Source organism: Streptomyces sp. NPDC001056, assembly GCF_053598955.1.
Genome location: NZ_JBSFLI010000003.1, coordinates 281,415 through 305,270 on the forward strand (window position 1 = coordinate 281,415; position 23,856 = coordinate 305,270).

Annotated in this window: 21 protein-coding genes and 1 pseudogene; 10 read left to right on the forward strand and 12 right to left on the reverse strand. The window is 71.2% G+C overall.

Features of this window, described 5'->3' with window-relative positions; all coding sequences use genetic code 11:
* Positions 1-47 precede the first annotated feature (47 nt).
* Complete coding sequence (locus ACWDD7_RS06060) at positions 48-1,262, forward strand: MFS transporter (RefSeq protein WP_450456505.1); 1,215 nt, start codon at positions 48-50, stop codon at positions 1,260-1,262.
* Here the strand turns inward: ACWDD7_RS06060 and ACWDD7_RS06065 are convergent.
* Entirely contained in the window at positions 1,222-3,774 is a 2,553-nt protein-coding gene (locus ACWDD7_RS06065; RefSeq protein WP_450456506.1) for a SpoIIE family protein phosphatase, read from the reverse strand. The genes ACWDD7_RS06060 and ACWDD7_RS06065 overlap by 41 nt on opposite strands.
* A gap of 294 nt (positions 3,775-4,068) precedes the next feature.
* Between ACWDD7_RS06065 and ACWDD7_RS06070 the strand changes: the two genes are divergently transcribed.
* The 3 genes from ACWDD7_RS06070 (at position 4,069) to ACWDD7_RS06080 (ending at position 8,357) form a co-directional block, all read left to right on the forward strand.
* Positions 4,069-4,707, forward strand: coding sequence for a hypothetical protein (locus ACWDD7_RS06070; RefSeq protein WP_450456507.1), 639 nt, complete (start codon positions 4,069-4,071; stop codon positions 4,705-4,707).
* Between the two features lie 21 nt (positions 4,708-4,728).
* On the forward strand, positions 4,729-5,541 hold the full coding sequence (locus tag ACWDD7_RS06075) for a DUF1963 domain-containing protein (protein WP_450456508.1): 813 nt from the start codon (positions 4,729-4,731) through the stop codon (positions 5,539-5,541).
* A 158-nt stretch (positions 5,542-5,699) separates the two neighbouring features.
* A complete protein-coding gene (locus tag ACWDD7_RS06080) occupies positions 5,700-8,357 on the forward strand; it encodes a pullulanase X25 domain-containing protein (protein WP_450456509.1) in 2,658 nt (885 codons plus the stop codon).
* A gap of 41 nt (positions 8,358-8,398) precedes the next feature.
* On the opposite strand, the gene ACWDD7_RS06085 is transcribed toward ACWDD7_RS06080, so the two are convergent.
* Positions 8,399-9,115, reverse strand: coding sequence for a hypothetical protein (locus ACWDD7_RS06085; protein WP_450456510.1), 717 nt, complete (start codon positions 9,113-9,115; stop codon positions 8,399-8,401).
* A 649-nt stretch (positions 9,116-9,764) separates the two neighbouring features.
* Here ACWDD7_RS06085 and ACWDD7_RS06090 point away from each other — a divergent pair.
* The 4 genes from ACWDD7_RS06090 to ACWDD7_RS06105 all read left to right on the forward strand — a co-directional run bounded on the left by ACWDD7_RS06090 (position 9,765) and on the right by ACWDD7_RS06105 (position 12,902).
* Positions 9,765-10,103, forward strand: coding sequence for a hypothetical protein (locus tag ACWDD7_RS06090; protein ID WP_450456511.1), 339 nt, complete (start codon positions 9,765-9,767; stop codon positions 10,101-10,103).
* A gap of 218 nt (positions 10,104-10,321) precedes the next feature.
* Entirely contained in the window at positions 10,322-10,636 is a 315-nt protein-coding gene (locus ACWDD7_RS06095) for a hypothetical protein (RefSeq protein WP_351863900.1), read from the forward strand.
* Positions 10,637-10,833: 197 nt separating this feature from the next.
* Positions 10,834-11,643, forward strand: coding sequence for an alpha/beta fold hydrolase (locus ACWDD7_RS06100; RefSeq protein WP_450456512.1), 810 nt, complete (start codon positions 10,834-10,836; stop codon positions 11,641-11,643).
* Complete coding sequence (locus tag ACWDD7_RS06105; protein ID WP_450456559.1) at positions 11,643-12,902, forward strand: SpoIIE family protein phosphatase; 1,260 nt, start codon at positions 11,643-11,645, stop codon at positions 12,900-12,902. The genes ACWDD7_RS06100 and ACWDD7_RS06105 overlap by 1 nt, the downstream gene beginning before the upstream one ends.
* A gap of 26 nt (positions 12,903-12,928) precedes the next feature.
* On the opposite strand, the gene ACWDD7_RS06110 is transcribed toward ACWDD7_RS06105, so the two are convergent.
* The 6 genes from ACWDD7_RS06110 to ACWDD7_RS06135 form a co-directional block, all read right to left on the reverse strand.
* Positions 12,929-13,273, reverse strand: coding sequence for a MerR family transcriptional regulator (locus tag ACWDD7_RS06110; RefSeq protein ID WP_392214908.1), 345 nt, complete (start codon positions 13,271-13,273; stop codon positions 12,929-12,931).
* A gap of 703 nt (positions 13,274-13,976) precedes the next feature.
* Complete coding sequence (locus ACWDD7_RS06115) at positions 13,977-14,246, reverse strand: DUF5994 family protein (RefSeq protein ID WP_450456513.1); 270 nt, start codon at positions 14,244-14,246, stop codon at positions 13,977-13,979.
* Between the two features lie 216 nt (positions 14,247-14,462).
* On the reverse strand, positions 14,463-14,747 hold the full coding sequence (locus tag ACWDD7_RS06120; protein ID WP_450456514.1) for an SCO5918 family protein: 285 nt from the start codon (positions 14,745-14,747) through the stop codon (positions 14,463-14,465).
* A 55-nt stretch (positions 14,748-14,802) separates the two neighbouring features.
* A complete protein-coding gene (locus tag ACWDD7_RS06125; protein WP_450456560.1) occupies positions 14,803-15,138 on the reverse strand; it encodes a CBS domain-containing protein in 336 nt (111 codons plus the stop codon).
* Positions 15,139-15,293: 155 nt separating this feature from the next.
* Positions 15,294-16,826: a DEAD/DEAH box helicase gene (locus ACWDD7_RS06130; RefSeq protein WP_450456515.1), complete on the reverse strand. Its 1,533-nt coding sequence runs from the start codon at positions 16,824-16,826 to the stop codon at positions 15,294-15,296.
* A gap of 278 nt (positions 16,827-17,104) precedes the next feature.
* Entirely contained in the window at positions 17,105-17,311 is a 207-nt protein-coding gene (locus ACWDD7_RS06135) for a cold-shock protein (protein ID WP_067116135.1), read from the reverse strand.
* 395 nt (positions 17,312-17,706) lie between these two features.
* Here ACWDD7_RS06135 and ACWDD7_RS06140 point away from each other — a divergent pair.
* A pseudogene (locus ACWDD7_RS06140) lies at positions 17,707-17,878 on the forward strand (MFS transporter); the annotation flags it as partial.
* Positions 17,879-17,941: 63 nt separating this feature from the next.
* Entirely contained in the window at positions 17,942-18,331 is a 390-nt protein-coding gene (locus tag ACWDD7_RS06145) for a DUF5994 family protein (protein ID WP_450456516.1), read from the forward strand.
* 2 nt (positions 18,332-18,333) lie between these two features.
* Here ACWDD7_RS06145 and ACWDD7_RS06150 read toward each other — a convergent pair whose 3' ends face one another.
* The 4 genes from ACWDD7_RS06150 to ACWDD7_RS06165 form a co-directional block, all read right to left on the reverse strand.
* A complete protein-coding gene (locus ACWDD7_RS06150) occupies positions 18,334-19,527 on the reverse strand; it encodes a PP2C family protein-serine/threonine phosphatase (protein ID WP_450456561.1) in 1,194 nt (397 codons plus the stop codon).
* Positions 19,528-19,667: 140 nt separating this feature from the next.
* On the reverse strand, positions 19,668-20,120 hold the full coding sequence (locus ACWDD7_RS06155; RefSeq protein WP_450456517.1) for a DUF5994 family protein: 453 nt from the start codon (positions 20,118-20,120) through the stop codon (positions 19,668-19,670).
* Between the two features lie 1,154 nt (positions 20,121-21,274).
* A complete protein-coding gene (locus ACWDD7_RS06160; RefSeq protein WP_450456518.1) occupies positions 21,275-22,417 on the reverse strand; it encodes a catalase family protein in 1,143 nt (380 codons plus the stop codon).
* 56 nt (positions 22,418-22,473) lie between these two features.
* Positions 22,474-23,826: a Dyp-type peroxidase gene (locus ACWDD7_RS06165; RefSeq protein ID WP_450456519.1), complete on the reverse strand. Its 1,353-nt coding sequence runs from the start codon at positions 23,824-23,826 to the stop codon at positions 22,474-22,476.
* Positions 23,827-23,856: the final 30 nt, after the last annotated feature.

Consider the following 23,856-nt stretch of genomic DNA (forward strand, 5'->3'; position numbering starts at 1 on the left):
CCGCGAAACAGTAACGCCCCGGCGCGGGCCCTTCGAGACTGCCCGGTGTGACCAGCTATCGATCCCTGTTCCGTACCCCGGAGTTCACCCCCCTCTTCCTCGGCGCGGCCGCGCAGACGGCGGCCGGGACCGTCGGCGGGCTCGCCCTCGGCACGCTCGTCTACCGGGCCACCGGCTCCCCGCTGCTGTCGGCGGTGAGCATCTTCGGCCCCTCCCTCGCCCAGGTCCTCGGCGCCACCGTCCTGTTGTCGGGCGCCGACCGGCTGCCGCCGCGTACGGCCCTGTCGGCGATCGCGCTGGCCTTCGCGGCCGGCACGGCGCTCCAGGCGGTGCCCGGTCTGCCGGTCGGCGCGGTCTTCGCGGTCCTCCTCGTACTGGGCCTGGTGGCCTCGCTCGGCGGCGGGGTCCGCTGGGGCCTGCTGAACGAGATCCTCAGCAAGGACGGCTACCTGCCGGGGCGTTCGCTGTTCAACATGATGAGCGGGCTGATGCAGATCGCCGGCTTCGCCACCGGCGGCGCCCTGCTGGCCGCGCTGTCGCCCCGCGTCTGCCTGCTGCTGTCGGCCGCCCTGTACCTGACGGCGGCACTCGCCCTGCGCCTCGGCCTGACCGCCCGCCCGCCCCGGACCGCGGGCCGCCCCTCCGCCGCGGCCACCTGGCGCACCAACGCCCTGCTGTGGTCCGAGCGTTCGCGCCGCCTCACCTACCTGGGCCTGTGGATTCCCAACGGCATGGTCGTCGGCTGCGAGTCCCTGTACGTGTCGTACGACGCCCACGCGGCCGGCACCCTCTTCGCCTGCGGGGCGCTCGGGATGTTCGCCGGGGATGTCACGGTGGGCCGGCTGCTGCCGCCCCGGGTGCGCCGGAACCTGGCGACGCCCCTGCTGCTCCTCCTGGCCGCGCCCTACCTGCTGTTCAGCGCGCATCCGCCACTGCCGGTGGCCGTGGTGTGCGTGACGCTCGCCTCCGTCGGCTTCGGCGCGAGCCTGGTCCAGCAGGAGCGGCTGATGGAGCTGACCCCCGGCGAACTCGCCGGTCAGGCCCTGGGGCTGCACTCGTCCGGGATGCTGACCATGCAGGGCGTGAGCGCGGCGGTGGCGGGCGCGGTGGCCCAGCTCACCACCCCGGAGACGGGGATGACGGCGATGGCGGCGGGCTCGGTGGCCGTGACCCTCGTACTGGCCGCCGCGGGCCGTCGGGCCCCCCGCCCGGTGAGCGCCGCTACACCGACGGCGGTGGAAGGGTCTGCTCAGCCCAGATGACCTTGCCGGTGGGCGTGTAGCGGGTCCCCCAGCGGTGGGTCATCTGGGCGATGATGTACAGCCCCCGGCCGCCCTCGTCGTCGCTCGCCGCGTGCCGCAGATTGGGTGTGGTGTGCCCGGTGTCGGAGACCTCGCAGGTCAGGGTGCGGTCACGGATCAGGCGGACCTGGATGGGGCCGCCGACGTAGCGGATGGCGTTGGTGACGAGTTCGCTGACGATGACCTCGGTGGTGAAGGCCAGCTCGTCCAGCCCCCAGTCGTCCAGCTGCTTGCTGACGCTGCTGCGCAGGGCGGCGACCGCGGCGGGGTCGGCGGCGGGTTCCCACTGGGCGAGGCGGGTGCGGTCGAGCAGCCGGGTGCGGGCCAGCAGCAGCGTCGCGTCCTCGTCCACGGCGCCGGGCAGCATCGCGTGCACCGTCTGCTCGCACAGCTCGGTCAGGGACCCCTGACGGCCGGAGAGGATGTCGGCGAGCCGGTCCAGCCCCGGGTCCCGCTGGTGGTCGGTGGCCTGGAGGAGCCCGGCGGTGAACAGAGCGAGGACGCTGCCCGGGGCGAGCCGCAGCTCGGTGCTCTGGTAGGGCAGGCCGCCGACGCCCAGCGGCGGCCCCGGCGGCACGTCGAGGCTCCGGGCGATGCCCGTGTCCCCGGCCACGAGCAGCGGCGGCGGTCCGCCCGCCCGGGCCATGCTGCACAGCCCGGAGACGGGGTCGTACACCGCGTACAGGCAGGTCACCATCGCCTCGTCGGCGGGGGGCGGGGTGTGGCCCGGGACATGGGCGGCACCCCGGGCGGCCGCGCGCTCCTGGGCGGTCTGCTCGGCGAGGTCGTCGAGGCGGGTGAGGACCTCGTCCGGGGCGAGATCCAGGCGGGCGAGGACGCGCAGGCCGGTGCGCAGGCGGCCCATGGTGGCCGCGGCGGGCAGCCCGTGCCCGAGCACGTCCCCGACGACCAGGCCCACCCGGGTGCCGGACAGCGGGATCACGTCGTACCAGTCGCCGCCCACCCCGGACCCGCTGTCGGCCGGCAGATAGCGGCTCGCCGTCTCGCACGCGGTCTGCGGCAGCAGGCGGCCCGGCAGCAGGCTGCGCTGGAGCCTGAGGGCGGTGCCGTGGCCGCGGGTGACGACCGGCAGCAGCAGGAGCCCGATCGCGAGCGCGCCGAGCCCCAGGACCGTCACCCCGCCCACCCGCCCGATCAGCGGGAGGGTGAGGGTGCTGGCGCCGTATCCCGGATCGGCGTAGACGACGGCGGCGTACACGAACAGCAGGGCCATGAGCAGTCCGCCGAGCCCCGGCATCAGGCCCTTGCAGATCAGGTCGCGGGGGCTGCGGGTGAGGACCTTGCGGTAGTACCAGAGGCAGGCGAAGCCGGTCACGCCGTACTGGAAGGCGATCGCGAGGCCCACGGAGTCGACCGAGTCGGCGAGCACGTTGCGGCTGAACGACGTCAGCAGGAGCAGCAGGGCGATGGACGCGGCGCCCATCCCGATCGTGGCCCAGGTCGGGGTGAGGAACCGGCGGTGCACCCGGGCGAACCGCGCGGGCACCGCCTTGTGGACCGCCATCGAGAAGACGGTCCTGGCCAGCGGCAGGATGGTGGTCTGCGCGGCGGCGAGCGCGGAGGTCAGCACCATCAGGATCAGCAGCCGGGACAGCAGGAGCCCCGCGCCGTCACTGCCGAAGACCGCCGCGCCGAGCCCGGAGAACACGTCGTCGGCGTGCTCCGCGTTGCCGAGCCCGATGCCCGTGGTGCCGACGCCCGCGAACGCCTGCGCCGAGGTCGCCACGAGCCCGTACAGGACCAGCAGCAGCACGGGGGAGAGGACCGCGGCCCGACCGGGGACGCGGGTGCTGTCGACGGTCTCCTCGTTGACGGACACGGCGGTGTCCCAGCCCCAGTAGATGAACACGCCCGCGAGGAGGCCCGAGGCCAGGGACCTGACGGAGGACACCTCGAAGGGGTTGAACCAGGACGCGGAGACATGGATCGCGGTCGGGGGCGGGTCGGTGTAGACGTGGATCAGCGCGGCGACGGCGAACAGCAGCAGGACGGCGACCTCCAGGCACAGCAGCCAGCGCTGTACGGCGGCGGAGACCGTGATACCGATGTAGCAGATCGTGGTGAGCACCCCGATCCAGACGACCCCGGCGACGGTGACCCACACCCTGCTCTCGCTGAGCCCGTTCAGTCCGAGGAGCCGGAACCCGTAGACGCCGGCGATGGTGGCGAGGTTCGCCATGACGATGATGTCGGCGACGATCAGCCCCCAGCCGCCCATCCACCCCGTGCGCGGCCCGAAGGCCCGGGTGGCCCAGGCGAAGGTCGTACCGCAGTCCGCGTTGCTCGCGTTCAGCTCCCGGAAGGCGTACGCGATCAGCAGCATCGGGACGAACGCCATCATGGTCACGATCGGCGCCTGCAGCCCGACCCCCACCACGATGATCCCCAGCGTGGCGGCCAGGCTGTACGCCGGCCCGGTCGACGCCAGCGCGATGGCGACCGAGGAGAACATCCCCAGCGCGTCCCTCCGAAGCCCCTTCCGGCCCGCCCCGGAACCCGGCGCGGGCCGCCCCCCGGACACCGCCCTGCTCCCGAAAAGCCTCACATTCGATTCCAACGCGGGGGTGGCCGGGGTGCAAATACAGGGGCGGCGGACGGGGTCGGCCCCGGGGCCCACCCCCGCACGTCAGGGCCGTCCACCCGCCACGTCCCGGTCGCGTGAGCGCCCCCCGTGGGGCAGCATGAACGTGACCGGGCGATCACCGACCAACCGGACATCGCCGTTGGGCGGAAGGGAACGGATGCCATGGGTAGCGGTGTGTCGAGGGGCGTACGACGGCTGCGGTTCCGGAGCGCGGGCGTGGTCGCCGCCGCGGTGCTGGCCACCGTGGGCACCCTGACCCTCGCGGCCTGCGGCGGCGGCGGCAACGGCGGCGGCGCGACCCCCACCCCCCGCCCCACGCCCCCCGCCACGGAGTCCTTCACGGGCACCCCACCCTCCCCCCTCGCCTCGGCCGCCTCCTCCGCCGTCGCCTCGGCCCGCGCGTCGGCCTCCGCCGCGGCCTCCTCCGCGTCGGCGCGGGCCAACGAGTTCGAGGCCTCGGTCGCGGCCCAGGCCGAACGGGCGAACCAGGAGGCCCACAAGCGGCTGGCGAACGTACCGGGCCGCGGCAACGCCGCCTCCGACGTCTCCCTCACCGGCATCCCCCGCGCCGAGGTGGGCGACCTCCAGGCCGCCCACGTCAACATCCACAACTCCTCGGACCGCACGGCCGACTTCGCCGTCCAGGTCGACTTCCGCGACCCCGACGGCAAGGTCGTGGAGACCCGGTACGTGGGCGCGGAGAACGTCCGCCCCGGCCAGACCGTCCACCCCTACGCCATCAGCCACCAGCCCCCACAGCCCGTCCTGAAGCCAGAGGTGGCCAAGGCGGAGCGGTACTGAGAGGTCTGACAAGATCCCGGCATGCAGTTCGGGAACCCTGTCGACGTGCGCCGCGTCTGCGTGGACCGCCTCGGCGAGAAGGCCGGCCGGCAGTTCGCGGCCATGGCGCGCCGGGGCTTCCGGCTCGTCCGCGTGACGGACGACCACCGGACCACCGGTGCCGGGCCCACCGGGCGATGCCGGCTCGGCGGGCCCGCCCTCCTCGAACCGGGAACCCCCTGGCCCGAACACGGCGGGGTCCCGCTGTCCCTGCACGCCGTGCTGGACACCGACGCCCTCGCCCCCTGGCCGGCCGGCGAACTGCCCGTGCGCCCCGGCCTGCTCAACTTCTTCCATCTCGACCCGGAGCTTGCGTACGACGACCTCCGCCGACTGGACCCGGCCGGTCCCGGGGCGTGCCGCGTCATCCCCGCGGACCCTGCGGCGGCGATCGAGGCCACGGCACCCGGACCGGCGAGGAGCTACCCGGCGACGCCCGTCCACGCCGCCGAGGTGACCATGCTCCCCGACTGCTGGGACGTCGAGGACGAGGACGTGGAGTTCGACCGGAACGTGCACTGGGGAGCGGCGTCGCTCATCCTCGACGCGTTCGGCGATCTCGACGGCAACACCGGCGGCAGCCACTGCGCCTTCGGCTGGCCGGACACCTCGTACACCCTCAGGGTCTCGCCCCGCGACGACGCCGGCCCCGCGGTCCATCTCCTCCAGCTCGCCGCGGACGCGGACCTCGGATGGGGCTGGGGGGACGCCGGCACGCTCTACTTCACGATCCCGGTCAAGGCCCTCGCAAACGGTGATTTCCACAAGGCAACGGCACAGACCCTCTGCTGCTGACCGCGCGGCGGGGGTTCCCGTAACGGCTTTGAATGAACTTCCCGCAAGTTCCAGAAAGAATTTGCACGACACCTTGACGCACCGTCGGCCCGGCGCGATCGTCGTCGCCCGGGGCAACCGTGCCCCCGGTCATGACCTGCCCTGGAGGCAGCCGTCCCATGAGCCGCAGACTCTTTTGGCGCATACGGTCTCCGCATACCGGATTCCGGAGCGCTCCATCCGTACGCACCCCGTCCGTACGCACCTCATCCGTATCCCTTGCATCCCCGCGTGCCGGCTCCCGTACCGCCCTCCGCCGCGCCGCGATCCTCGTCGCCTCCGTCGCCCTCCTGGGCGGCGGCGTCACCCTGTCCGCCTCCCCGGCGCTCGCCGCCGCGCCGACCGCGGTCAGCCTGCCCGGCACCTTCGACAGCGCGATCGGCTGTTCCGCCGACTGGCAGCCCGACTGCGCGCAGGCACAGCTGACCCGGCAGGCCGACGGCCGCTGGAAGGCGTCGCTGAGCCTCCCCGCGGGCAGCTACACCTACAAGATCGCCGTCAACGGCAGCTGGACCGAGAACTACGGCTCCGGCGGCGTCCCGGGCGGCGCGAACATCTCCCTGACCGTCCCCTCCGGCGGCGAGCGGGTCGGCTTCGTCTACGACCCCGACACCCACGTCGTCACCGACAACTCGGCGATGCCGGTCGTCACCGCCGCCGGCGACTACCAGTCGGGCCTCGGCTGCGCCGCGAACTGGTCCGCCGGCTGTACGGCCACCACGATGACGGACCCCGACGGAACCGGCGTCTACACCTACTCCACCACCGCCATCCCGGCCGGCGACTGGAACACCAAGGTCACCCTCGGCCAGACCTGGGGCACCAACTACGGCGCGGGCGGCGTCGCCGGCGGTGCCGACATCCCGTTCACCGTCCCGGCCGACGGCGCGCGCACGACGTTCTCGTACAACGCGGCCACCCATCTGATGACCGTGGTGAGCAACCAGGGGGCCACCGCCCCGCTCGACACCCTGGGCGCGCTGTACACCTCGTCCGCCACGACCTTCCGCATCTGGTCCCCGGACAGCTCGAACGTCTCCGTCACCGTCGGCGGCACCAGTCATCCCATGACGGCGACCACCCTCGGCGGCTACACCGACGTCTACCAGGCCGTCGTATCAGGGGACTTGAAGGACCAGCCCTACCAGTTCTCCGTCAACGGCGTCGCCGTACCCGACCCGTACGCGCAGATGGTCAAGCCCGGCACCACGCAGGGCGTCGTCGTGGACACCGCCGCCGTGGCCCCGTCGTCCGGCGGCTGGGCCCCCCGCCCGGCCCTGGTCAACCGCGAGGACGCGGTCGTCTACGAACTCAGCGCCCACGACTTCACCATCGACCCCAGCTCCGGCGTCGACGCGGCCAGGCGCGGCAAGTTCCTCGGCCTGGTGCAGACGGGGACGACGTACAACGGTGTGAAGACCGGCATCGACCATCTCAAGGAACTCGGCGTCACCGCCGTACAGCTGATGCCGTCGTTCGACTTCGGCAGCACCGTGCCGAACTGGGGTTACGACCCCGTCGACTACAACACCCCGGAGGAGCAGTACTCCCAGTTCACCGCTCCCGAGGACCGGATCCGCGAGTACAAGGACATGGTCGACGCGTTCCACAGGAACGGGATTCGCGTGATCATGGACGTGGTCTACAACCACACCTACACGAAGAGCGTGTTCGGCAACATCACCGGCAAGTACTACACGGGGACCGACCTGTCCGGCACGGGCGACTCGATCGACGACGGCAACCCGATGGTCAGCCGGATGATCCAGGACTCGCTCGAACACTGGGTCCGCGACTACGACGTCGACGGCTTCCGCTTCGACCTCGCGGGCGTCCACTACTACAAGGACGCCTACAACTGGGCGAACTACCTTCAGACCACCTACCCCGACCGCGACCTGATGTTCTACGGCGAACCGTGGAACGGCGGCGCCGGCGACCCGAACGAGGCGCAGAAGGTCCGCTACGGCACCCTGCCCGCGCTCGCCCCGGTGCACTTCGGCGCCTTCAACGGCGTGTACCGCGACGCCATCCGGGGCGGCACCAACGACAACGTCATGGGTTTCATGGGCGGTTCGGGCAACCCGTCCGCCGTCGCCTTCGGCATGACCGGTTCACCGACCGACGCCGACAGCACCGGAACCCTCTCCGACCTCTGGACCCCGGCGTTCGCCGACCGCCCCGACCAGACCATGAACTACGTCTCGATCCACGACAACCTCGACCTCTACGACAAGATCACCTACTCCGGCGGGACCGGCGGCGCCACCGGCACGGCCGGCCGCATCGACCGCCTCGCCGTCGGCACCGTCCTGACCTCACAGGGCGTCCCGGTCATCGCCGAGGGCGACGAGTTCCTCCGCTCCAAGGTGGTCAACGGCGACTACGACACCGCCAAGAACTCCTACAACGCCCCCGACAGCGTCAACGCGATCCACTGGGGCGACAAGATCACCAACGCGAGCATCTTCGCCTACTACCGCGACGCCATCGCCCTGCGCAGAGCCACCGCCTCCCTGCGACTGACGACCTGGTCCGCGATCCACAACCAGATGACCACCCAGGTCGACGGCTCCACGGTGATCGCCCGGATCAGCTCCGACCCCGGCGCCCCGACCACCTACGACACGGTCGTCGTCGCCAACCCGACCGCCGGCGCCTACAACGTCACTCTGCCGTCCGGCACATGGACCAAGGTCCTGGACGCGTCCGGCGCCACCTCCGCCACGGGCACCTCCTGCGACCCCCGGGCGGTGACCGTCTTCACCCGAAGCTGACCGCCCCCGGACACGCCCCCGGCGGACACTCGCCGGGGGCGTCACCCCCGTCCGCCGAGGGCGTCCGCGAGCGCGCGGGCCTGGGGCGGGGTGATGCCGAGGGCGAGCGGCACCCGGCGGGGACTGAAGGACGACGAGCACACGGGGACGGGACCGCCGGCGCCCACACTCCACCGGGACTCCTCCCCGTCGAGCAGTACGGTGACCAACTCCCCGGCCGCCTCCGCGCGTACGCCGCAACGGTCCAGCGCCTCCTCCACGACGCCCCGCGCCGCACGGGGCGTCCGCGCGTCGCCGAGCATCGGAACCAGCAGCAACAGCCGCTGCGCCCGATCCACCAGCCCTTCGTCGCCCTCCCGCCCCGCCTGCGCGAGTACGACGAGTTCCGCCCAGGACAGTCCCGGACCGGCCTCGTCGACCCCGCACCGGCCGAGGTGCCCGAGCCGGCCCCACGCGGGATGGCGCACGAAGAACTCGACGTTGCTCCCGTCCTCGACGTTGGCGTACACGGCGTACGCGGTATGTCCGCCGCCGAAGGGCACGCGCAGCACGGGCCATGCCTCGTCCGGGTCTCCGAGGCGCGCCACCATCTCCTCATAGGCCGCCGCGTCCACCCCGTACCGCTCCGGGTCGTCACCCGGGTCCCCCACGGTCAACAACAGGTGTGCGAGCCAGAAGGCGGGCTCCCGCGCGAACTCCTCGCCCGCGATCAGCTCGAAGTCCTCCGGATACTCCGGGATGTGCACCCTGTCGGCCATGCGCGGAGCGTACTCGGGGCGGGCGCCGGGAGCTCCTGGTCACCCGAGTGCCGAACATTATGCTGCGTTATGCCCTTTTGAGCCCTTTTTGATCCTCTGTTCGGGCATCCTGGCCGCCGTGAGAGGAGCACGTATGACAAGGCAATCCGGGCGAACTCCCAGGCGTGGACGCTGCGTCCTGGCCATGTCCGTAGCACTACCGGGCCTGCTCGCCGGCCTCACCACCCTCACCACCGCCCACGCCGCATCCGCCGACACGGGACACCGGCCGGCGGCGGCCGCGGGCGCCAGGGGTGGTGACGCCGGCTACGGAGGCGGCTACGGGGGCGGTTACGGGGGCGGCGGAGGCGGCGCGACGGGCCCCACCGGCCCCACCGGCCCGGCGGGACCGCCCGGACCGGCGGGACCGGAAGGACCGGCGGGAGCGACCGGGCCGGCGGGACCGGTGGGACCGGAAGGACCGATCGGCCCCGTGGGTCCGCAGGGCGTGCCCGGCGTACCGGGACCGGAGGGCCCCGCGGGCCAGACCGGGGCGAGCGGACCTGCCGGCCCCCAGGGCGAGCCCGGCCCCGCCGGAGCCCAGGGCGAACCGGGACCTGCCGGGGCCCAGGGCGAACCGGGACCCGCCGGCCCTGAGGGTCCGCAGGGCGTGCCCGGTCCTGAGGGGCCGCAGGGCGTGCAGGGCCCGCAGGGTGAGCCCGGTCCTCCCGGACCTGGCTCCTTCCCCTACTACGAGGTCCACGACTTCTTCGCCACCGTCCCCGCGGGGGCGGACAACTACCCGGTGCAGGTGAACTTCGTCTGCCCGTTCCCGGAGGGAATGGCCGCCATCGGCGGAGCCGCCGTCGACCCGGCCTCGGGCGTCCACGAGACCGGCACCAACCTCTACTCCCCGTTCCAGCAGCCGTCGGAGGTGCTGTTCAGCAACCCCGGCACCACCGACGCCCAGGTCCGGGTCTGGGCCAGCTGTCAGATCCCCCGCTTCTGACGGCGTCCGCGGGCGGGGCGTTCCCCGGTGACGAGGAACGCCCCGCCCGCTGCCGTGCCGTCGGGGCGGGAATATTCGCCGTTGCCCTTGGCCGGCGCGACGTAGAAACGCGTGGTGGACCAACTGACCGGCATCCTCACGGTCGGAAGCAGATCTCAAAGGCCCCGGACCATGACCGGCCGGCTGGAGGAAAACCACTTGACGGAGGCATCCGCACCATGACAGGCACTGAGCCCGTGGGACTGCTGCACGTGTTGATCGTCTACGAGCGTCCCTCGGCGTACCGGGTGGTCTGCCACGCCCGCAGCGTCAGTCTGGAGCGGGGGGTCTTCCTCGGCGATTCGGTGCTCCCGGTGGACAGCCCACCGGGAGCCGTCATGGCCCCGGCCCGGGTGGTCCGTATGCACCGGCAGCCGTTCGGGGAGTTCACCGAGTTGCCCCCCGTCTGGAGTGCTGTCGTCGAGCTTGAGGGCCCGGACCTGTCCTGGGTGCAGCTTGAGGCGAAGCTCCGGACTTCCCGCCCCTCGATATGAACGAGGGGCGAAAGCACCGCTTTACTCGCGCTGCGCAGCGGGAGCACGCGCCGTGCTGCCGGGCTGGGCGCAGGCTGCCTGCCGCTGGCTGACACGCGGCAGACCGCACCCTTCGCCGCCGCCCCGTATCGCGGGAGGGGGCGTCCTCACGTGTCGCTCGCCGGTTCCCGGCATCCTGGGTCTGCGAGGATGAGTCTATGGACGTGCGCAGCAGGAACCAGGTGCGGGTGTCCGGGCGGCCGGGTGGGCCTGTGATGATGCTGGCGCACGGGTTCGGATGCGACCAGAACATGTGGCGTCTGGTGGTACCGGCGCTGGAGCGCGAGTTCACCGTGGTGCTCTTCGATCATGTGGGAGCAGGCCGCTCGGACCTGTCGGCGTGGAGCGAGGACCGCTACTCCACCATGGACGGTTACGTGGACGACGTGCTGGAGATCTGCCGGGAGCTGGACCTCGGCCCGGTGACGTTCGTGGGCCACTCGGTCAGCGCGATGATGGGCGTGCTGGCCGCAGCGCGACACCCCGAGTACTTCGCCGGGCTGGTGCTGCTCGCCCCCTCCCCCTGCTTCGTCGACGATCCCGCGGCCGGGTACCGCGGCGGATTCAGTGCCGAGGACATCGAGGAACTGCTGCAGTCCTTGGACGCGAACTATCTGGGCTGGTCGGGGGCGATGGCGCCGGTCATCATGGGCAACCCCGAGCGCCCGGAACTGGCGCGGGAGCTGACCAACAGCTTCTGCGCCACCGACCCGGAGATCGCCCGGGTCTTCGCCCGCGTGACGTTCCTGTCCGACAACCGCACCGACCTCGCGCGGGTGACGGTGCCCACCCTCGTCGCCCAGTGCTCCAGTGACGCCATCGCCCCACCAGAGGTCGGCGCCTTCGTCCACGCCCAGATCAGGGGCAGCCGGCTCGTCACCCTGAACGCCACCGGGCACTGCCCCCAGCTCAGCGCCCCCGAGGAGACCGCCCAGGCGATCGCCGCGTTCGCGAGGACACTGCGATGATGTGCCGGACCGACGGCGACCCGGACTCCGACCCGGACCCCGAAGAGCCCCCGGACGACGACCAGGCTTTCTCCGCTCTGCTGGAAGACAGCATTGAGGACCTGTACGAGAACGCCCCGTGCGGATACCTGTCCACCCTGCTGGACGGGCAGATCGCCAAGGTCAACACCACCCTGCTGAACTGGCTGGGCTACAAGCGCACGGACCTGGTCGGCCGAAGGAAGTTCTCCGACCTCCTCACCGTCGGCGGGCGGCTTTATCACGAGACGCATTTCGCGCCGCTCCTGCGCATGCAGGGCGAGATCAGCGGCATCGCGCTGGAGCTGAGAGCGGCCGACGGCAGCCGCCTGCCGGTCCTGGTGACCTCCACCGTCAAGACCGGCGGCGACGGGCAGCCACTGCTGATCCGCACCACCGTCTTCGACGCCCGTGACCGCCGCGCCTACGAGCAGGAGCTGCTGCGCACCCGCCGGGAGGCCGAGCGCGAGCGCGAACGCCTCCAGCAGCTGGCCGCCACCCTGCAGAAAACGCTGCTGCCACCGGCACTGGAGAGCGTGCCCGGCCTGGACGTGGCCGCGCACTACCACATCGCCTCGGTCGACGAGGTCGGAGGCGACTTCTACGACCTCTTCCCCCTCGCAGCCGGGACCTGGGGACTCTTCCTCGGAGACGTGTGCGGCAAGGGCGCCGAGGCGGCGGCTGTCACCTCCCTGGCCCGCTACACCCTGCGCGCCGCCGCCGTCTACGACCCCGACCCGGCCGTGGTTCTCAGCAACCTCAACACCGTCCTCAACCACGAGCACGACGGCACCGACCCCCGGTTCTGCACCGTCATCTTCGGCCGGCTCAGCCCCGACGGCGAGCAGGGCGGCTTCCGTATCACCCTTGCCAGCGGCGGCCACCCCCCGGCCCTGCTGCTCCGTGCGGACGGCACCGCCGACCACCTGCCCACCCCTGGCGGTCAGCTCATCGGCGTGCTGCCCGACGCCTACATCGCCACCGTGACCTTCCGCCTCGATCCCGGCGACACCCTCCTCCTGCACACCGACGGCCTCACCGAGGCCCGCACCGCCGTCCGCGGTGAACGCTACGGCGATGAAGCCCTCCTCGACTTCGTCCGGGCCCTGGCCCCCACCACCGCCCAGGGCGCCATCGCAGCCGTCCGCGACCTCCTCGACACGTTCGGCACCGGGGTGGACGACGACACCGCCGTCCTGGCCGTCCACGTGCCCCGCGCCGACCGGGAAGAGCACCAGTGAGCGTCGATGTCGCGCCGACGCCCTGATCAGGCCGAGGTCTTGGGCTGCGGCTCGCTGTCCTGGGCGCGTAGTCGCTCGTTGATGCGCTGGGCTTCTTCGAGCTGGTCTTCGAGGATGACGATGCGGCAGGCGGCCTCGATCGGGGTGCCCTGATCGACGAGTTCGCGGGCGCGGGCGGCGATGCGCAGCTGGTAGCGGGAGTAGCGGCGGTGACCGCCTTCGGAGCGCAAGGGGGTGATCAGGCGATGTTCGCCGAGGGCGCGGAGGAAGGCGGGGGTGGTCGAGAGCATCTCGGCGGCCCGGCCCATGGTGTAGGCGGGGTAGTCGTCGTCGTCAAGGTTGTCGACGGGACGGTGACTGGCAGGGGGCATAGACCTCTTCTTTCGGGAACGCGTCGGGGGGCCCGGGTGCCGTACTGGCACCCGGGCCCCGAGCTTTCAACACCATCTACCGGCAACTGCGCCGGCCTTCTGTGTCCACAGGATCCGCCTGGGCGGGCGGGGCTGCGGGGATCGCGGATGCGTGACCGGGGACCACCTTCCAATCCGGGGCCTGCGGTACCCGGGCGGACTCCTCCTGCCCGGGCGATCCTGATGGCGTTCTGCTCCTCACCTTCGGTTACTCGGTCGTACTGCTTGGGTACCGCGGGTGCTGCTCACGGTCGCTGTGGACCGCGTCCTTCTCGTCCTGCTTGCACGGCAGTTCGTGTCTGCCGTGCCCACTTCGACTTCCTGGGTACGACAAGACAGTAACTCCGTGATGCGCCAATGTCTACCGCCGTCATGACAGGTTTTCTCCGCGGACTGTGAGTGGAGTTCGGCCTTCAATGCACGCGAAAGAGTGATGCCCGGAGTTGCTTTCCGGCTCGGCGGGCGCACGCTGACCGGGCCGGACGGTCCGGCCGATCCAGGCGGGGTGGTGGCGCAGGGCCGACATGGAGGCCACGCGTACGGAGGCCCCGCGGGGCTCGTGTCGTGGCGGGGAAACAGTCACGTCGGCATTGCCTGCCAGCCGTGCATGACCTGCGGTCACCCTCGAAACCGGCCTCGGCGAGTGCCGGCATGTGCGCGGCCGTCAGGCTGTTCGCGGGATCAGCCGCTGTGGCCAGAACCAGGTTGCTGCCGCCCTCGACTCACCAGGGCGAATGACCAGCATTTCTCGGTGTCCCGCGGGGTCCCGGTCCAGGGCGACGGCATGGACTTCGGCATCCACGGCGGACGGGACGACTTCGATCACGCGGCCGGGCAGCGTGGCCTTCTGCGGGACGTCGGCCAGGCGACGGTCGACGGTGACAGGGGCGACGATGCCGAGGTCGGGGTCCAGCGAGCCGAGGAGCCTCGGCAACTCAAGTCGTTCGCCGGGAGCGGCACCGCCGTCGTCGCGCCGCGCGAGACGCTCTCGGGGCAGCCAGGGTGCGTCCGGGGCAGCGGCCGCCGGTGCCGTCCGAAGCTCAAACGGTCCGGAACGGGACGAAGCCGACGAGGGGACCGAGGCGTCGGCATCTCCCCTCACGAGGCCGGTCCGGAGACGGAGGGACGGGGCGTGGCCGAGACGAGGATGTCACCAGCCCAGCAGGCCCTCATCGGCGCGCGTTTCCGGGGCCGGGACCGGGGGCGCGTCGTGGCAGGTGAAGCCGAGCCGGGTCAGTGCCCGGCGCACCTCACCCGCCGTGAAGTCGCGGCGGTCCAGCTTGGTGATCACGCCACCGACCTGCATCACAGGGTAGGCACGGCGGCCGATGGTCACGGCGATGCCCGTGACCGGATCGGGCGTGATGCCACTCATCGACTGCTCGACCTCAGTCTTGATCAGGTCGAACGGGAAACGGGCGATGACACAGCGCATGGATGACTCCACAGGTCGGGGAGGAACGCCGGAGGGGTCGACCGCGCGGCGGCGGTCAGCAGGGCAGGGCGAGAACGCCGAGGGCGTAGCCGTGCTCGTCGGTCACCGGGGAGGCATCCAGCGTGCGGGCCCGCATGGCGGCCTCCGCCTGGCCGAGTACGGCCATGGCCGAGGTGAACGGTCCGCGGTCGAGCGGGATGTCCCGCAACCGCGTTCGTTCGGCGTACCAGGAACCGCCGCGGTGCGCGGCGAGCTGGGCCCGGGTGACCAGTCCCGTGCAGCGCCCGTCCTCGTCCTGTAGGAGGAGGTGCGGGACGCGGGCGCCGATGAGTACGGACAGGGCCACGTCGACGGTCATGTGGTCGTCCACCTGAGGACCAGGTGCGTGCATGGCGTCGCGGGCGGTCAAACCGGTGCCGTCGGAGTCTTCTGCCTGTCGTGAGCGGGTCGGAATCGGCGTCAAGGGCTTCTCCTCTTCGTCGGGGTGGCCGGCGGCGCCGGGGGAAGCTCGCCCCGACGGCCGGGATCGCATGTCTGGGCCTGGGGCTAGGAGCCGATCCTCGGGGCGGAGCGACGGGTCCGGGCGGCGGCCTGCCCAGTCCCGCCACGGACGGAGCTTCCTCCCCTGCGACCGCGAGTGGCGGCCCCCGCGCGCTTGCTCCGTTCGGCTCGTTCGCCGGCCGGTGCGGTGACGGGTACGCCGGACGGCGTTCGGGCGCCGGTGATGCGGTGCAGTTCGGCTTCGCCCGGGCGGATCCGGACGGTACGCGGAGTGATGTCGGCATCGGCCGTGAGACGGTCCATCGCGCGCCGCTGGTGCGGCAGGACGAGGGTGACCACGGTGCCGGACTCACCGGCGCGAGCGGTACGGCCGCCGCGGTGCAGGTAGTCCTTGTGGTCGCCGGGAGGGTCGACGTTCACGACGAGGTCGAGGCCCGCGACGTGGAGCCCGCGGGCGGCGACGTTGGTGGCCACCAGGGCCGTGACGTGGCCGTCCTTGAACTGGGCGAGGGTCCGGTTGCGCTGTGACTGCGACTTGCCGCCGTGCAGGGCCGAGGCACGCACCCCCACGGACAGCAGGTGCCTGGTCAGCCGGTCGACCGCGTGCTTGGTGTCCAGGAACATGATCACGCGTCCGTCGCGCGCGGCGATCTCGGTCGTCGTGGTGTCCTTGTCGCCGTCATGCACGTGCAGCAGATGGTGCTCCATGGTGGTGACGGCCCCCACGGAAGGGTCGACCGAGTGCACGACGGGGTCGTGCAGGTAGCGGCGCACCAAGAGGTCGATGTTGCGGTCCAGGGTGGCCGAGAACAGCAAGCGCTGGCCACGAGCGGGGACTTGGTCGAGCAGTTCGGTCACCTGCGGCATGAAACCCATGTCGGCCATCTGGTCGGCCTCGTCCAGGACGGTGACGGCGACCTGGTCCAGTCGGCAGGCCCCCCGCTCAAGAAGATCCTTGAGACGGCCGGGCGTTGCGACGACGACCTCGGCGCCACCGCGCAGCGCGCTCGCCTGCCGGCCGATCGACATGCCGCCCACCACGGTGGCGAGGCGCAGCCGCAGGGCGCGGGCGTAGGGGGTGAGCGCGTCGGTGACCTGCTGGGCCAGTTCCCGGGTCGGCACGAGGACGAGCGCGAGCGGCTGCCGGGGCTGGGCGCGCTGCCCGTCCAGACGGGCCAGCAGAGGCAGGCCGAAGGCGAGTGTCTTGCCCGAACCGGTACGGCCCCGGCCCAGCACGTCCCGGCCCGCCAGCGCGTTCGGCAGGGTGGCCGCCTGGATCGGGAAGGGCACGGCCACGCCCTCCGCGCCGAGCACGGCCGGCAGCCGTGCGGGCATGTCCAGCTCGGCGAACGTCTCGACGGCGGCCAGCGGTGCGGTGAGGGTGACCGGCAGGGCGAATTCCTGTCGGCGCGGGGTGGAGCGTCCGCCCTGGCCGCTCTTTCGTCCGGGACGGGGGTCCTGGTGGCCCGTCCCCGTCCCCTGCACACGGAAGCGGCTGCCGGGAGCGGAGCCTGCCGAACGCGTGGACCTCCCGCGGAAGCCACCCGATGTGCCATCGGCGCGACGGGTGCGGTTCATTGAGGAACCTTCCTCGATGCGGCATATCGAGGAATTCCGTCCAACGGTGACGACCGCACGAGGATTCACAAGACTGAGCCGAAGAAAAATGCGAAGTGTCGCGCCTCGCGCCTCGCGCCTCGCGCCTCGCGCCTCGCGCCTCGCGCCTCGTGGCGCGGGGCGCGGTCGGCGGTCCGGGAAAACCGGAACGTGAGGGAACCGGCTGGGGCCCGCACCCAAGGGTGCGGGCCCCAGCCTCATGATGCGCGAACCACGGGCTCGCGGCGATCGCGTCAGTGTCAGGCGGGAACGATGTTCTCCGCCTGCGGGCCCTTCTGGCCCTGCGTGACGTCGAAGCTAACCTTCTGGCCTTCCTGAAGCTCGCGGAAGCCACCGTTGCTGATGATGTTCGAGTAGTGGGCGAACACGTCAGCGCCGCCACCGTCCTGCTCGATGAAGCCGAAGCCCTTTTCCGCGTTGAACCACTTCACGGTGCCAGATGCCATATTGAATCTCCCTTGGGGGGCATTGCCGGACTCCGCACTTTACGAAGCCGAGTCGCCGCGATGATCACCCCTCCGGAGAGATCCGGAAAGCTCTGCAAAGAAAAATTCTCTGGTAACCAAAACTGCAACTGCTATGACGTTAACACAGTCGACCGGAAGCCTCATGCTTTTTCCCGGGCTTCCGGGGATTAGTGTGGTGTCGCGGTCTGCATTTCTGTACCAGCAGGACTAGATTTCCGTGCTCTGCTCGTCCAGCTCCCGGTGCATGTCCCGGTGCGCAGGTCCGCTCCACCGCCGCCGCCCTCGCCGGCGACCGCGCGGCCACCGGACGCGTCGAGCCGATCCTGCCGGAGATATCGGCGCCCTCGCCTCTTCAGGCGGCTGCTGGCCCGCCGATGGACAACGCCCAGGCCGGCGAGGCCGCGATCGGTACGGGGGACCGGTCACGGCCTAGCGCCGCCTTGCCCGCCCTCTGTGCCACGCAGATCACCAGCCAGGGGATCGCAGATCGCCGCCGGCGCCGGCTGGTCGACGACCGCGACAACCGCCGCCTTCTCCGGCGCCCTTACACGCTGTTCGCCCCACCAACGCGTCACGGCAGCGAAGGCAAGCTGGTAGAAGGTCGCAGCCATGGGCATTCCCGCCAACAGCCAGGCGACGGTAGCGTGTAAAGGGCGAGGCGAGTCCCGTGATCGCACCGATTCCCGAAGACGGGTGATCCTCATGACCGGCTCCGATGCGCGGCCTGTTTCCCGGCGTCCGCCCGGCCGGGGAAGGGGGCTCCCGACGCGGCTCGTCGTCGACGACAAGGTGGTACACATCGACTCGTTTCCGCTGGGCGACGACACCGTGCTGATCACCCGAGGTGACCAGGACATCTTCTCGCTGCCGGTGGTTCCGCCGGACACAGCACCCGAGGCCGCCCACGCCGTGATGGCCCAGGCCGTCCGGGCCGACAACGTCACCCGGGCGACTCAGATACTCGTCGACACCGCGAGCGCGCAGGTGCCGCCGGACTGAGATCAGCCACGCCACTCCACCAGGAGCAGCGTCGCGTCATCCGTGGTGTGTCCGCCCCGCGCGCGCTTGAGCGTGTGGGACAGGGAGCGTGCCACCGCCCGGATTCCGCGGCCGGTTCTCTCCAGCTGGTTCACCCAGTCGATCATCCGCTCCTCCCCGAACTCCTCCTCCCCGGCATCGTGCTCCTCGATCAGCCCGTCGGTGAAGCACAGGAGGCGGTCCCCCGGCTCCAGCTTCATCTCGCTCGTCAGCGGCTCCGGACCCCCGAAGCCGACAGGGAGGGTCGTCGGACCGGTCAGCCGCAGTGTGACGCGGTGATCACGGACGAGCATCGGTGACGGGTGCCCGGCGTTGACCCACTGGAGATGTCCCGTCGTGGTGTCCAGCTGCAGCATCTGCGCGGTGACGAAGTGCTCGGGGCCGAACTGGTCCGCCACAGCGCGGTCCATGAAGGCGTAGATCTCCGGCAGCCCGGTGCTGGCGCGGCGGGCGTGGCGGTAGGCGCCGATGGCCACGGTCGCCATCGTGGCCGCGTCCAGTCCGTGCCCCATCGCGTCGATCATGGCCACGTGGAGGACGTCTCCGTTGAGGGCGTAGTCGAAGCTGTCACCCGCCACGTCATAGGCGGGTTCCAGGATCCCGGCCACGGCGACCCGAGGCATGATCATCGCCAGCGGTGGCAGCAGAGCCCACTGGATCTCGGCGGCGACGCTTATCGGTTCCCTGCGTCGGACACCGAAGAAGAGGTCGGAGTAGCCGTGCTTGGTCACGAGCAGGTCGGCCACGAGGCCGGCGATCCTGTGCAGTATGCGGCGGTCGTCGTTGTCGATGCTGTCCAGCGTCACTGCCATGACCCCGACCTGGTCGCCGCCGTCCAGCAGCGGCAGGAAGATTCGCACGCCGTCGTCCTCGGGCACCTCGACGGGATGAGCGTCGAGGAAGCAGCGACCCGCCTCGGACTCGTCGATCACCCGCGGTTCGCCGTTCGTGAGGCCGTCGCCGGGCAGGGGTACGAGCAGCAGCTGGCCGTAGTCCTGTAGCAGCACCTGCGGTCGGCGGCCCCCTAGCCGCTCCACCACGTCGGCGACCAAGGGCCCGATGAGATGGGGCGGCAGTTCATGCGCGCGATCGAGGATCTCTCCCAGCAGAGCTTCCCCGAAGCTCTCGGAGCGGTCCGCGCGCTGTCCGGCCGTCATCCCCTCACCCGTCATGGTCCGAGTCGATCGGAGCGGCGGGCTGGGACGGCGCAGGGTCTGGCACTGTCATCGCTCCAACGAGGGGTCGCGGATGCCCCTGGGGCCGGCCCCGTCACCCGGGCCCGTCCGGATCAAGCCTCTCACCTGAGTCCGAACCCTCCTTCCGACTCCCATGTGTCCTGTCCGCCGAGGCCGCTCTCGGCGAGTGCCAGTAGGCGCGGAGCCGGCAGTGTGTTCCCGGGGTCGGCGGCAGCGGTCAGCAGCCGGGTGGCCGCTCCGGCCGGCTCGTCCGGGGGGATCACCAGCAGTTCCCAGCGCCCCACGGTGCCGCAGTCCACGGTGATGGCATGCGCTTCGACGGCGAGGTCGGTCAAAACCACCTCGATCACATGGCCGGGCGCCATCACCTCCTGCGGGGCATCGGGCCAGGCGGCGGTCCCCACGGTCACGCGGGTGACCGTGCCGATGCTCGGATCCAAGGAGCCGACCAGCGCGGGCAGCTCCAGTTCCAGTGCGTCGCAGCGCGGCCACCATGCGCCGTCCAGCGGGCCATGGCTGACGTCCGGCGTGAGGCGCAGCCGGGGCAATGGCATCCGGTAGGAGTGTCCGTCGCCTGGCGCCGTGCCTTCGGCGGGCTTCGTGATGGCGTTCATCATGCGAATCCCATTCCGGGCGGCTTTCGGCTGCCCGTGTCTGTCACTCGCCGGGAACGGCGCCGCCGTGGTCGTGCGCCCGAGAGTTCTCGGTACCTGTCAGGTTACTCCCGGCCGTGGCAAGCGGCGTGGCGTGCAGCCATCGCGTGGAGAGGCAGACCGCCATCGCGTCGGGACAGGTCCGTACGGCGGACGAGGGGTGGCGTGACCGCCCCGGCCGGTACGACCCCCGGCTCATCGCTCCTCTGCCAGATCATCGGCGTGCCAAGGGCTGCCCCTCGACAGACAGGGTCAACACGCTGGGGGCGACGGGGCCGGGCAGTCCGACGACCTCACCCATGTTCTGCCGGCCCCAGAACGAGAAGGCGGCTTGTCCTGCCTGGTCGGCAGGATGCAGCAGGGTGACCCCGAGGGAGGAGTGCGGGTCTGTGAGCAGACGCTGTTGCAGGCTGCGAGCGATGTCGCGGTGCTGAGCGTGCGGATGGGCCACGACCTGAGTGAGGACGACGAACCGTGCGCGGAGGCGAGCCGCTGGATGATCTCCTGGAGCGTCCCGTCGAACCCCCGGCGGGCGGAGCCGTCAGAGCCCACCGGAAGACCGAAGGCGCAACCGGCCAGCACCGTCGTCTCGGCGACCAGCAGGGCGAAGCCGGGGCGGTGGGCGGTGACCGCCAAGCGGTGCAGGAAGTCTCCGCGGTCGTGGTACGCCTCGCCGGCGGTGCCCGCGACGGACTCCGCAGCCAGGTCCGCGATGTCCTCGCGCATGTCCTCGGCCTGCCAGCGGGTCAGTCGGCGAAGGCGGATCCCGTCCCTGAGGACCGGCTGATCCGGCCGACGAGCGGGGTCCTCGGGCGCCCGCGTCGCGGTACTCCCGCTCTCCGGAGCCCGCGTGGCCCTCGCCGTCGGCGACGTACCCGCCATGGGTGTCGAGGCCGCCGCCTGCAGGGGGCAGATCTGCTCCGCCGTACGCACCCTCGCACAGCTCGACCTCGCCTCCGACGAGGCACGGCCGGCGGCAAGACCATCTGGGCCAAACAGCTCCTCACCGACGGGGGATTGGTCGACGGGAGGCACAGAGGTCACAGGGCGGCCCCTCAGAGTGGTTGACGACCAAGACCGGGAAGTACCTCGTCGGCGCTGCGCGGCTCCCTGCGCGGCTGCTGGTTGAGCTTGTGGCGCGCGATGGAGGATCGCCGGTAGACCTCCTTGCGGGCCCGCATGATGTTGCCCAGGGGTGCGTGCTCGGCGGTGACCCGCCAGGGCGTGAAGGACAGCGCGTCCATCTTCTCCAGGTTCTCCAGGCCGGAGATGTCCTGCCGCGGCAGCCGCAGCCTGGCCACGGTGACGGAGGGCGAGAGCTGTTCGGGCCACTCCACGGTGGTGTCCTCCACCGGCATGCGCTCCAGGTCGGCGCAGAGCTGGACCTGGATGTCGAACGCGTAGGGCCGTTCCCGCAGTTCGGCTTCCAGGGCCGGGCGAAAGACCTCCGGCGCGGACGTCGGGTCGATGGTGCGCCGGACGACGGCGGCGGCAAAGGACGGGTCGGGGGTGATGCGCACCTTCGCGATGTAGTCCCCGTGCCGGACGGCGCCCATCGTCCAGTAGCTCGACAGCAGCACGTTTGCCGGCGGGATCTTCGACAGCCGCAGGAACGCCAGGAACTCGTCCCACGCCCAGTCGTCCTGGTCAAGCGTTCCCTTTCCCGTCACGAACTCGGTGAAGAAACGATGTGCGCCGGCTCGGCCCTGGGAGAAGTAGGCCGGCGCGTTCAGGAACAGGTCCTGGATGAACAGGTAGTGCTCGACGGTGTTGCAGAAGAAGACCGGACCGTTGATGTTGGCGTAGTCGAAGGTGCCCGTGTCCGGTTCGTCTTCCAGCAGGGTCGGGCCGGGGATGCCGAAGAGCTTCAGCGCCAGTCCGGTGGCGGCGCCCAGTCGCGCATCGGCTCCGGCGTGCGGCGAGCCGTTGGAGAAACGGATGAGCGCGTCGTGGGCCCCCGGGGTCGCGTAGATTCCCTGGGCGTACTCGGGGGGCAGCCCGTCCAGGATCTCCACCTCCCCCCGGACCAGGCCGTAGCCCTTGGCGTGGGCGTCGCGGAGGGCCTGTCCGGTGCCACCGGCGCTGACCGACTCGGCGATGTAGCTCTCGGTCTTCTCGATCACCGTCTGCACGTTGCGGTCGAAGTCCGGGTCGTCGTTCTCGACGTCCGGCGTGTAGGGGACGAACTGTGTTGCCATGACTTCGACCTCTCCTCGAAGACCGTGGTCGGGGTCTCAGGAGGCAGGAACTGCCCTCAGTCCTCCAGCTCCGCGAGCCAGCGCAGGGCACGCATCCCCGGGAGGAAGCAGTACTCGCCGCCGCGGGTGACCACGAAGCTGGGCAGGTTCCGCAGACGGCGCCGAACCGGCTTCTCCGGGATGGTGACGCTGCCGGTTCCGTCGTGATGTCCGGCCACCGCGTCCTTCTCGCCGGGGTAGCCGATGAAGTTGCCGTCGTTGACCCACTCGGCCTTGATGAATTCGAACTGTCGCTCCAGGTTGGCTCCGATGAATGCTCCGATCAGGCCGCGGTCGGCGCCGTCGTCCTCCAGCACCCCCTCGGGCAACGGCGGCCCGTAGGTGGTGCCGCGGCGGATGAGGCGGTGCATCCGTGCGTCGCCGATGATGGTGGAGTCGCGGGGGTTGGTGCGCCGGATGTGCGCACCGGCTGGACACCGGAACCCCCGGTCGTCGTTCTCCCGGTACAGGAAGTTGTTGACGCGGTGCGGATCGGCCGCCAGCTCCGGATCATCGTGCTCCGGCGACAGCGTCAGCGGTGCCCCGCTGGGCCAGCGTCCGACCATCTTCGCCGCCAGGAGCGCCTCCTCCTCGGCGCTGGAGCTGTGGGCGCGCAGGTAGCTGCGCCAGGCCGCCACCCTGGTGTGGACCTTGCGCACGGCCACGTAGGTCCCGTTGCGTCCCAGCACATCGGGGCTGGGCATGGGGGGCAGGTTCCCGGTTTCGTCCGGGTAGCCGAGGATGAACTCGCCGGCCTTGAGGGGGGCTTCCCGCGGGTTGGAGCCGGGCAGCCCGACGCCCTCGATGTTCGGATGGCTGATGCCGTCGCGGAAACCGAAGGTGGTGCGCCCGGTCGGGAGCTGGCGGACGTCCTGCTGCCAGATCACCTGGACGCCGGGCGTGTCCTCGTAGGCGACGCGGGTCCGCTCCAGTTCCTGGTCGAGCTGCGCCGTGTCGGAGGAGAGGGCGCTCAGCGCGATGTGGACATCACCGGTTCCGAACGGCGCCTCCCAGTGGGCCGGTGCGCTCTCGCCCAGGTCGCCGATCAGTTCCGCCCGAGCGGCCATGCCCTCACGAAACGCCCGCGGAAAGCTGTCGAGCGATTCCTGGGGCACCCCCAGGGCCCTCAGCCCCTGATAGGTGAACGCCACAGCGACCCACGTGTCCTGGCCGCGGTCCGTATCGGGCAGGCCACCCGAGGTCAGCGGGAGCAGCCGCCGCAGCAGGGCGCGCCCGGCGTGGCGGTCGTCGACGCGCAGGAAGACGTACTTTCCCGCATAGGGCACGGGGCGCGGACGCAGGGCTCCGCTCTGGACGTCGTCGATCTCCACGCTCACGTCGGCCTCGCTGCCGCTGTCCGCGGTGCTCATGATTGCTTGTGCCTCCCCATCGGGCTCTGC

Bases quoted from the DNA above. Each gene is read 5' to 3' on its own strand.
- ACWDD7_RS06065 (WP_450456506.1), bottom strand. From the start codon at position 3,774: ATGTTCTCCTCGGTCGCCATCGCGCTGGCGTCGACCGGGCCGGCGTAC.
- ACWDD7_RS06070 (WP_450456507.1), top strand. From the start codon at position 4,069: ATGGGTAGCGGTGTGTCGAGGGGCGTACGACGGCTGCGGTTCCGGAGC.
- ACWDD7_RS06075 (WP_450456508.1), top strand. From the start codon at position 4,729: ATGCAGTTCGGGAACCCTGTCGACGTGCGCCGCGTCTGCGTGGACCGC.
- ACWDD7_RS06080 (WP_450456509.1), top strand. From the start codon at position 5,700: ATGAGCCGCAGACTCTTTTGGCGCATACGGTCTCCGCATACCGGATTC.
- ACWDD7_RS06085 (WP_450456510.1), bottom strand. From the start codon at position 9,115: ATGGCCGACAGGGTGCACATCCCGGAGTATCCGGAGGACTTCGAGCTG.
- ACWDD7_RS06095 (WP_351863900.1), top strand. From the start codon at position 10,322: ATGACAGGCACTGAGCCCGTGGGACTGCTGCACGTGTTGATCGTCTAC.
- ACWDD7_RS06100 (WP_450456512.1), top strand. From the start codon at position 10,834: ATGGACGTGCGCAGCAGGAACCAGGTGCGGGTGTCCGGGCGGCCGGGT.
- ACWDD7_RS06105 (WP_450456559.1), top strand. From the start codon at position 11,643: ATGTGCCGGACCGACGGCGACCCGGACTCCGACCCGGACCCCGAAGAG.
- ACWDD7_RS06110 (WP_392214908.1), bottom strand. From the start codon at position 13,273: ATGCCCCCTGCCAGTCACCGTCCCGTCGACAACCTTGACGACGACGAC.
- ACWDD7_RS06120 (WP_450456514.1), bottom strand. From the start codon at position 14,747: ATGCGCTGTGTCATCGCCCGTTTCCCGTTCGACCTGATCAAGACTGAG.
- ACWDD7_RS06125 (WP_450456560.1), bottom strand. From the start codon at position 15,138: ATGCACGCACCTGGTCCTCAGGTGGACGACCACATGACCGTCGACGTG.
- ACWDD7_RS06130 (WP_450456515.1), bottom strand. From the start codon at position 16,826: ATGAACCGCACCCGTCGCGCCGATGGCACATCGGGTGGCTTCCGCGGG.
- ACWDD7_RS06135 (WP_067116135.1), bottom strand. From the start codon at position 17,311: ATGGCATCTGGCACCGTGAAGTGGTTCAACGCGGAAAAGGGCTTCGGC.
- ACWDD7_RS06145 (WP_450456516.1), top strand. From the start codon at position 17,942: ATGGGCATTCCCGCCAACAGCCAGGCGACGGTAGCGTGTAAAGGGCGA.
- ACWDD7_RS06150 (WP_450456561.1), bottom strand. From the start codon at position 19,527: ATGACGGCCGGACAGCGCGCGGACCGCTCCGAGAGCTTCGGGGAAGCT.
- ACWDD7_RS06155 (WP_450456517.1), bottom strand. From the start codon at position 20,120: ATGCCATTGCCCCGGCTGCGCCTCACGCCGGACGTCAGCCATGGCCCG.
- ACWDD7_RS06160 (WP_450456518.1), bottom strand. From the start codon at position 22,417: ATGGCAACACAGTTCGTCCCCTACACGCCGGACGTCGAGAACGACGAC.
- ACWDD7_RS06165 (WP_450456519.1), bottom strand. From the start codon at position 23,826: ATGAGCACCGCGGACAGCGGCAGCGAGGCCGACGTGAGCGTGGAGATC.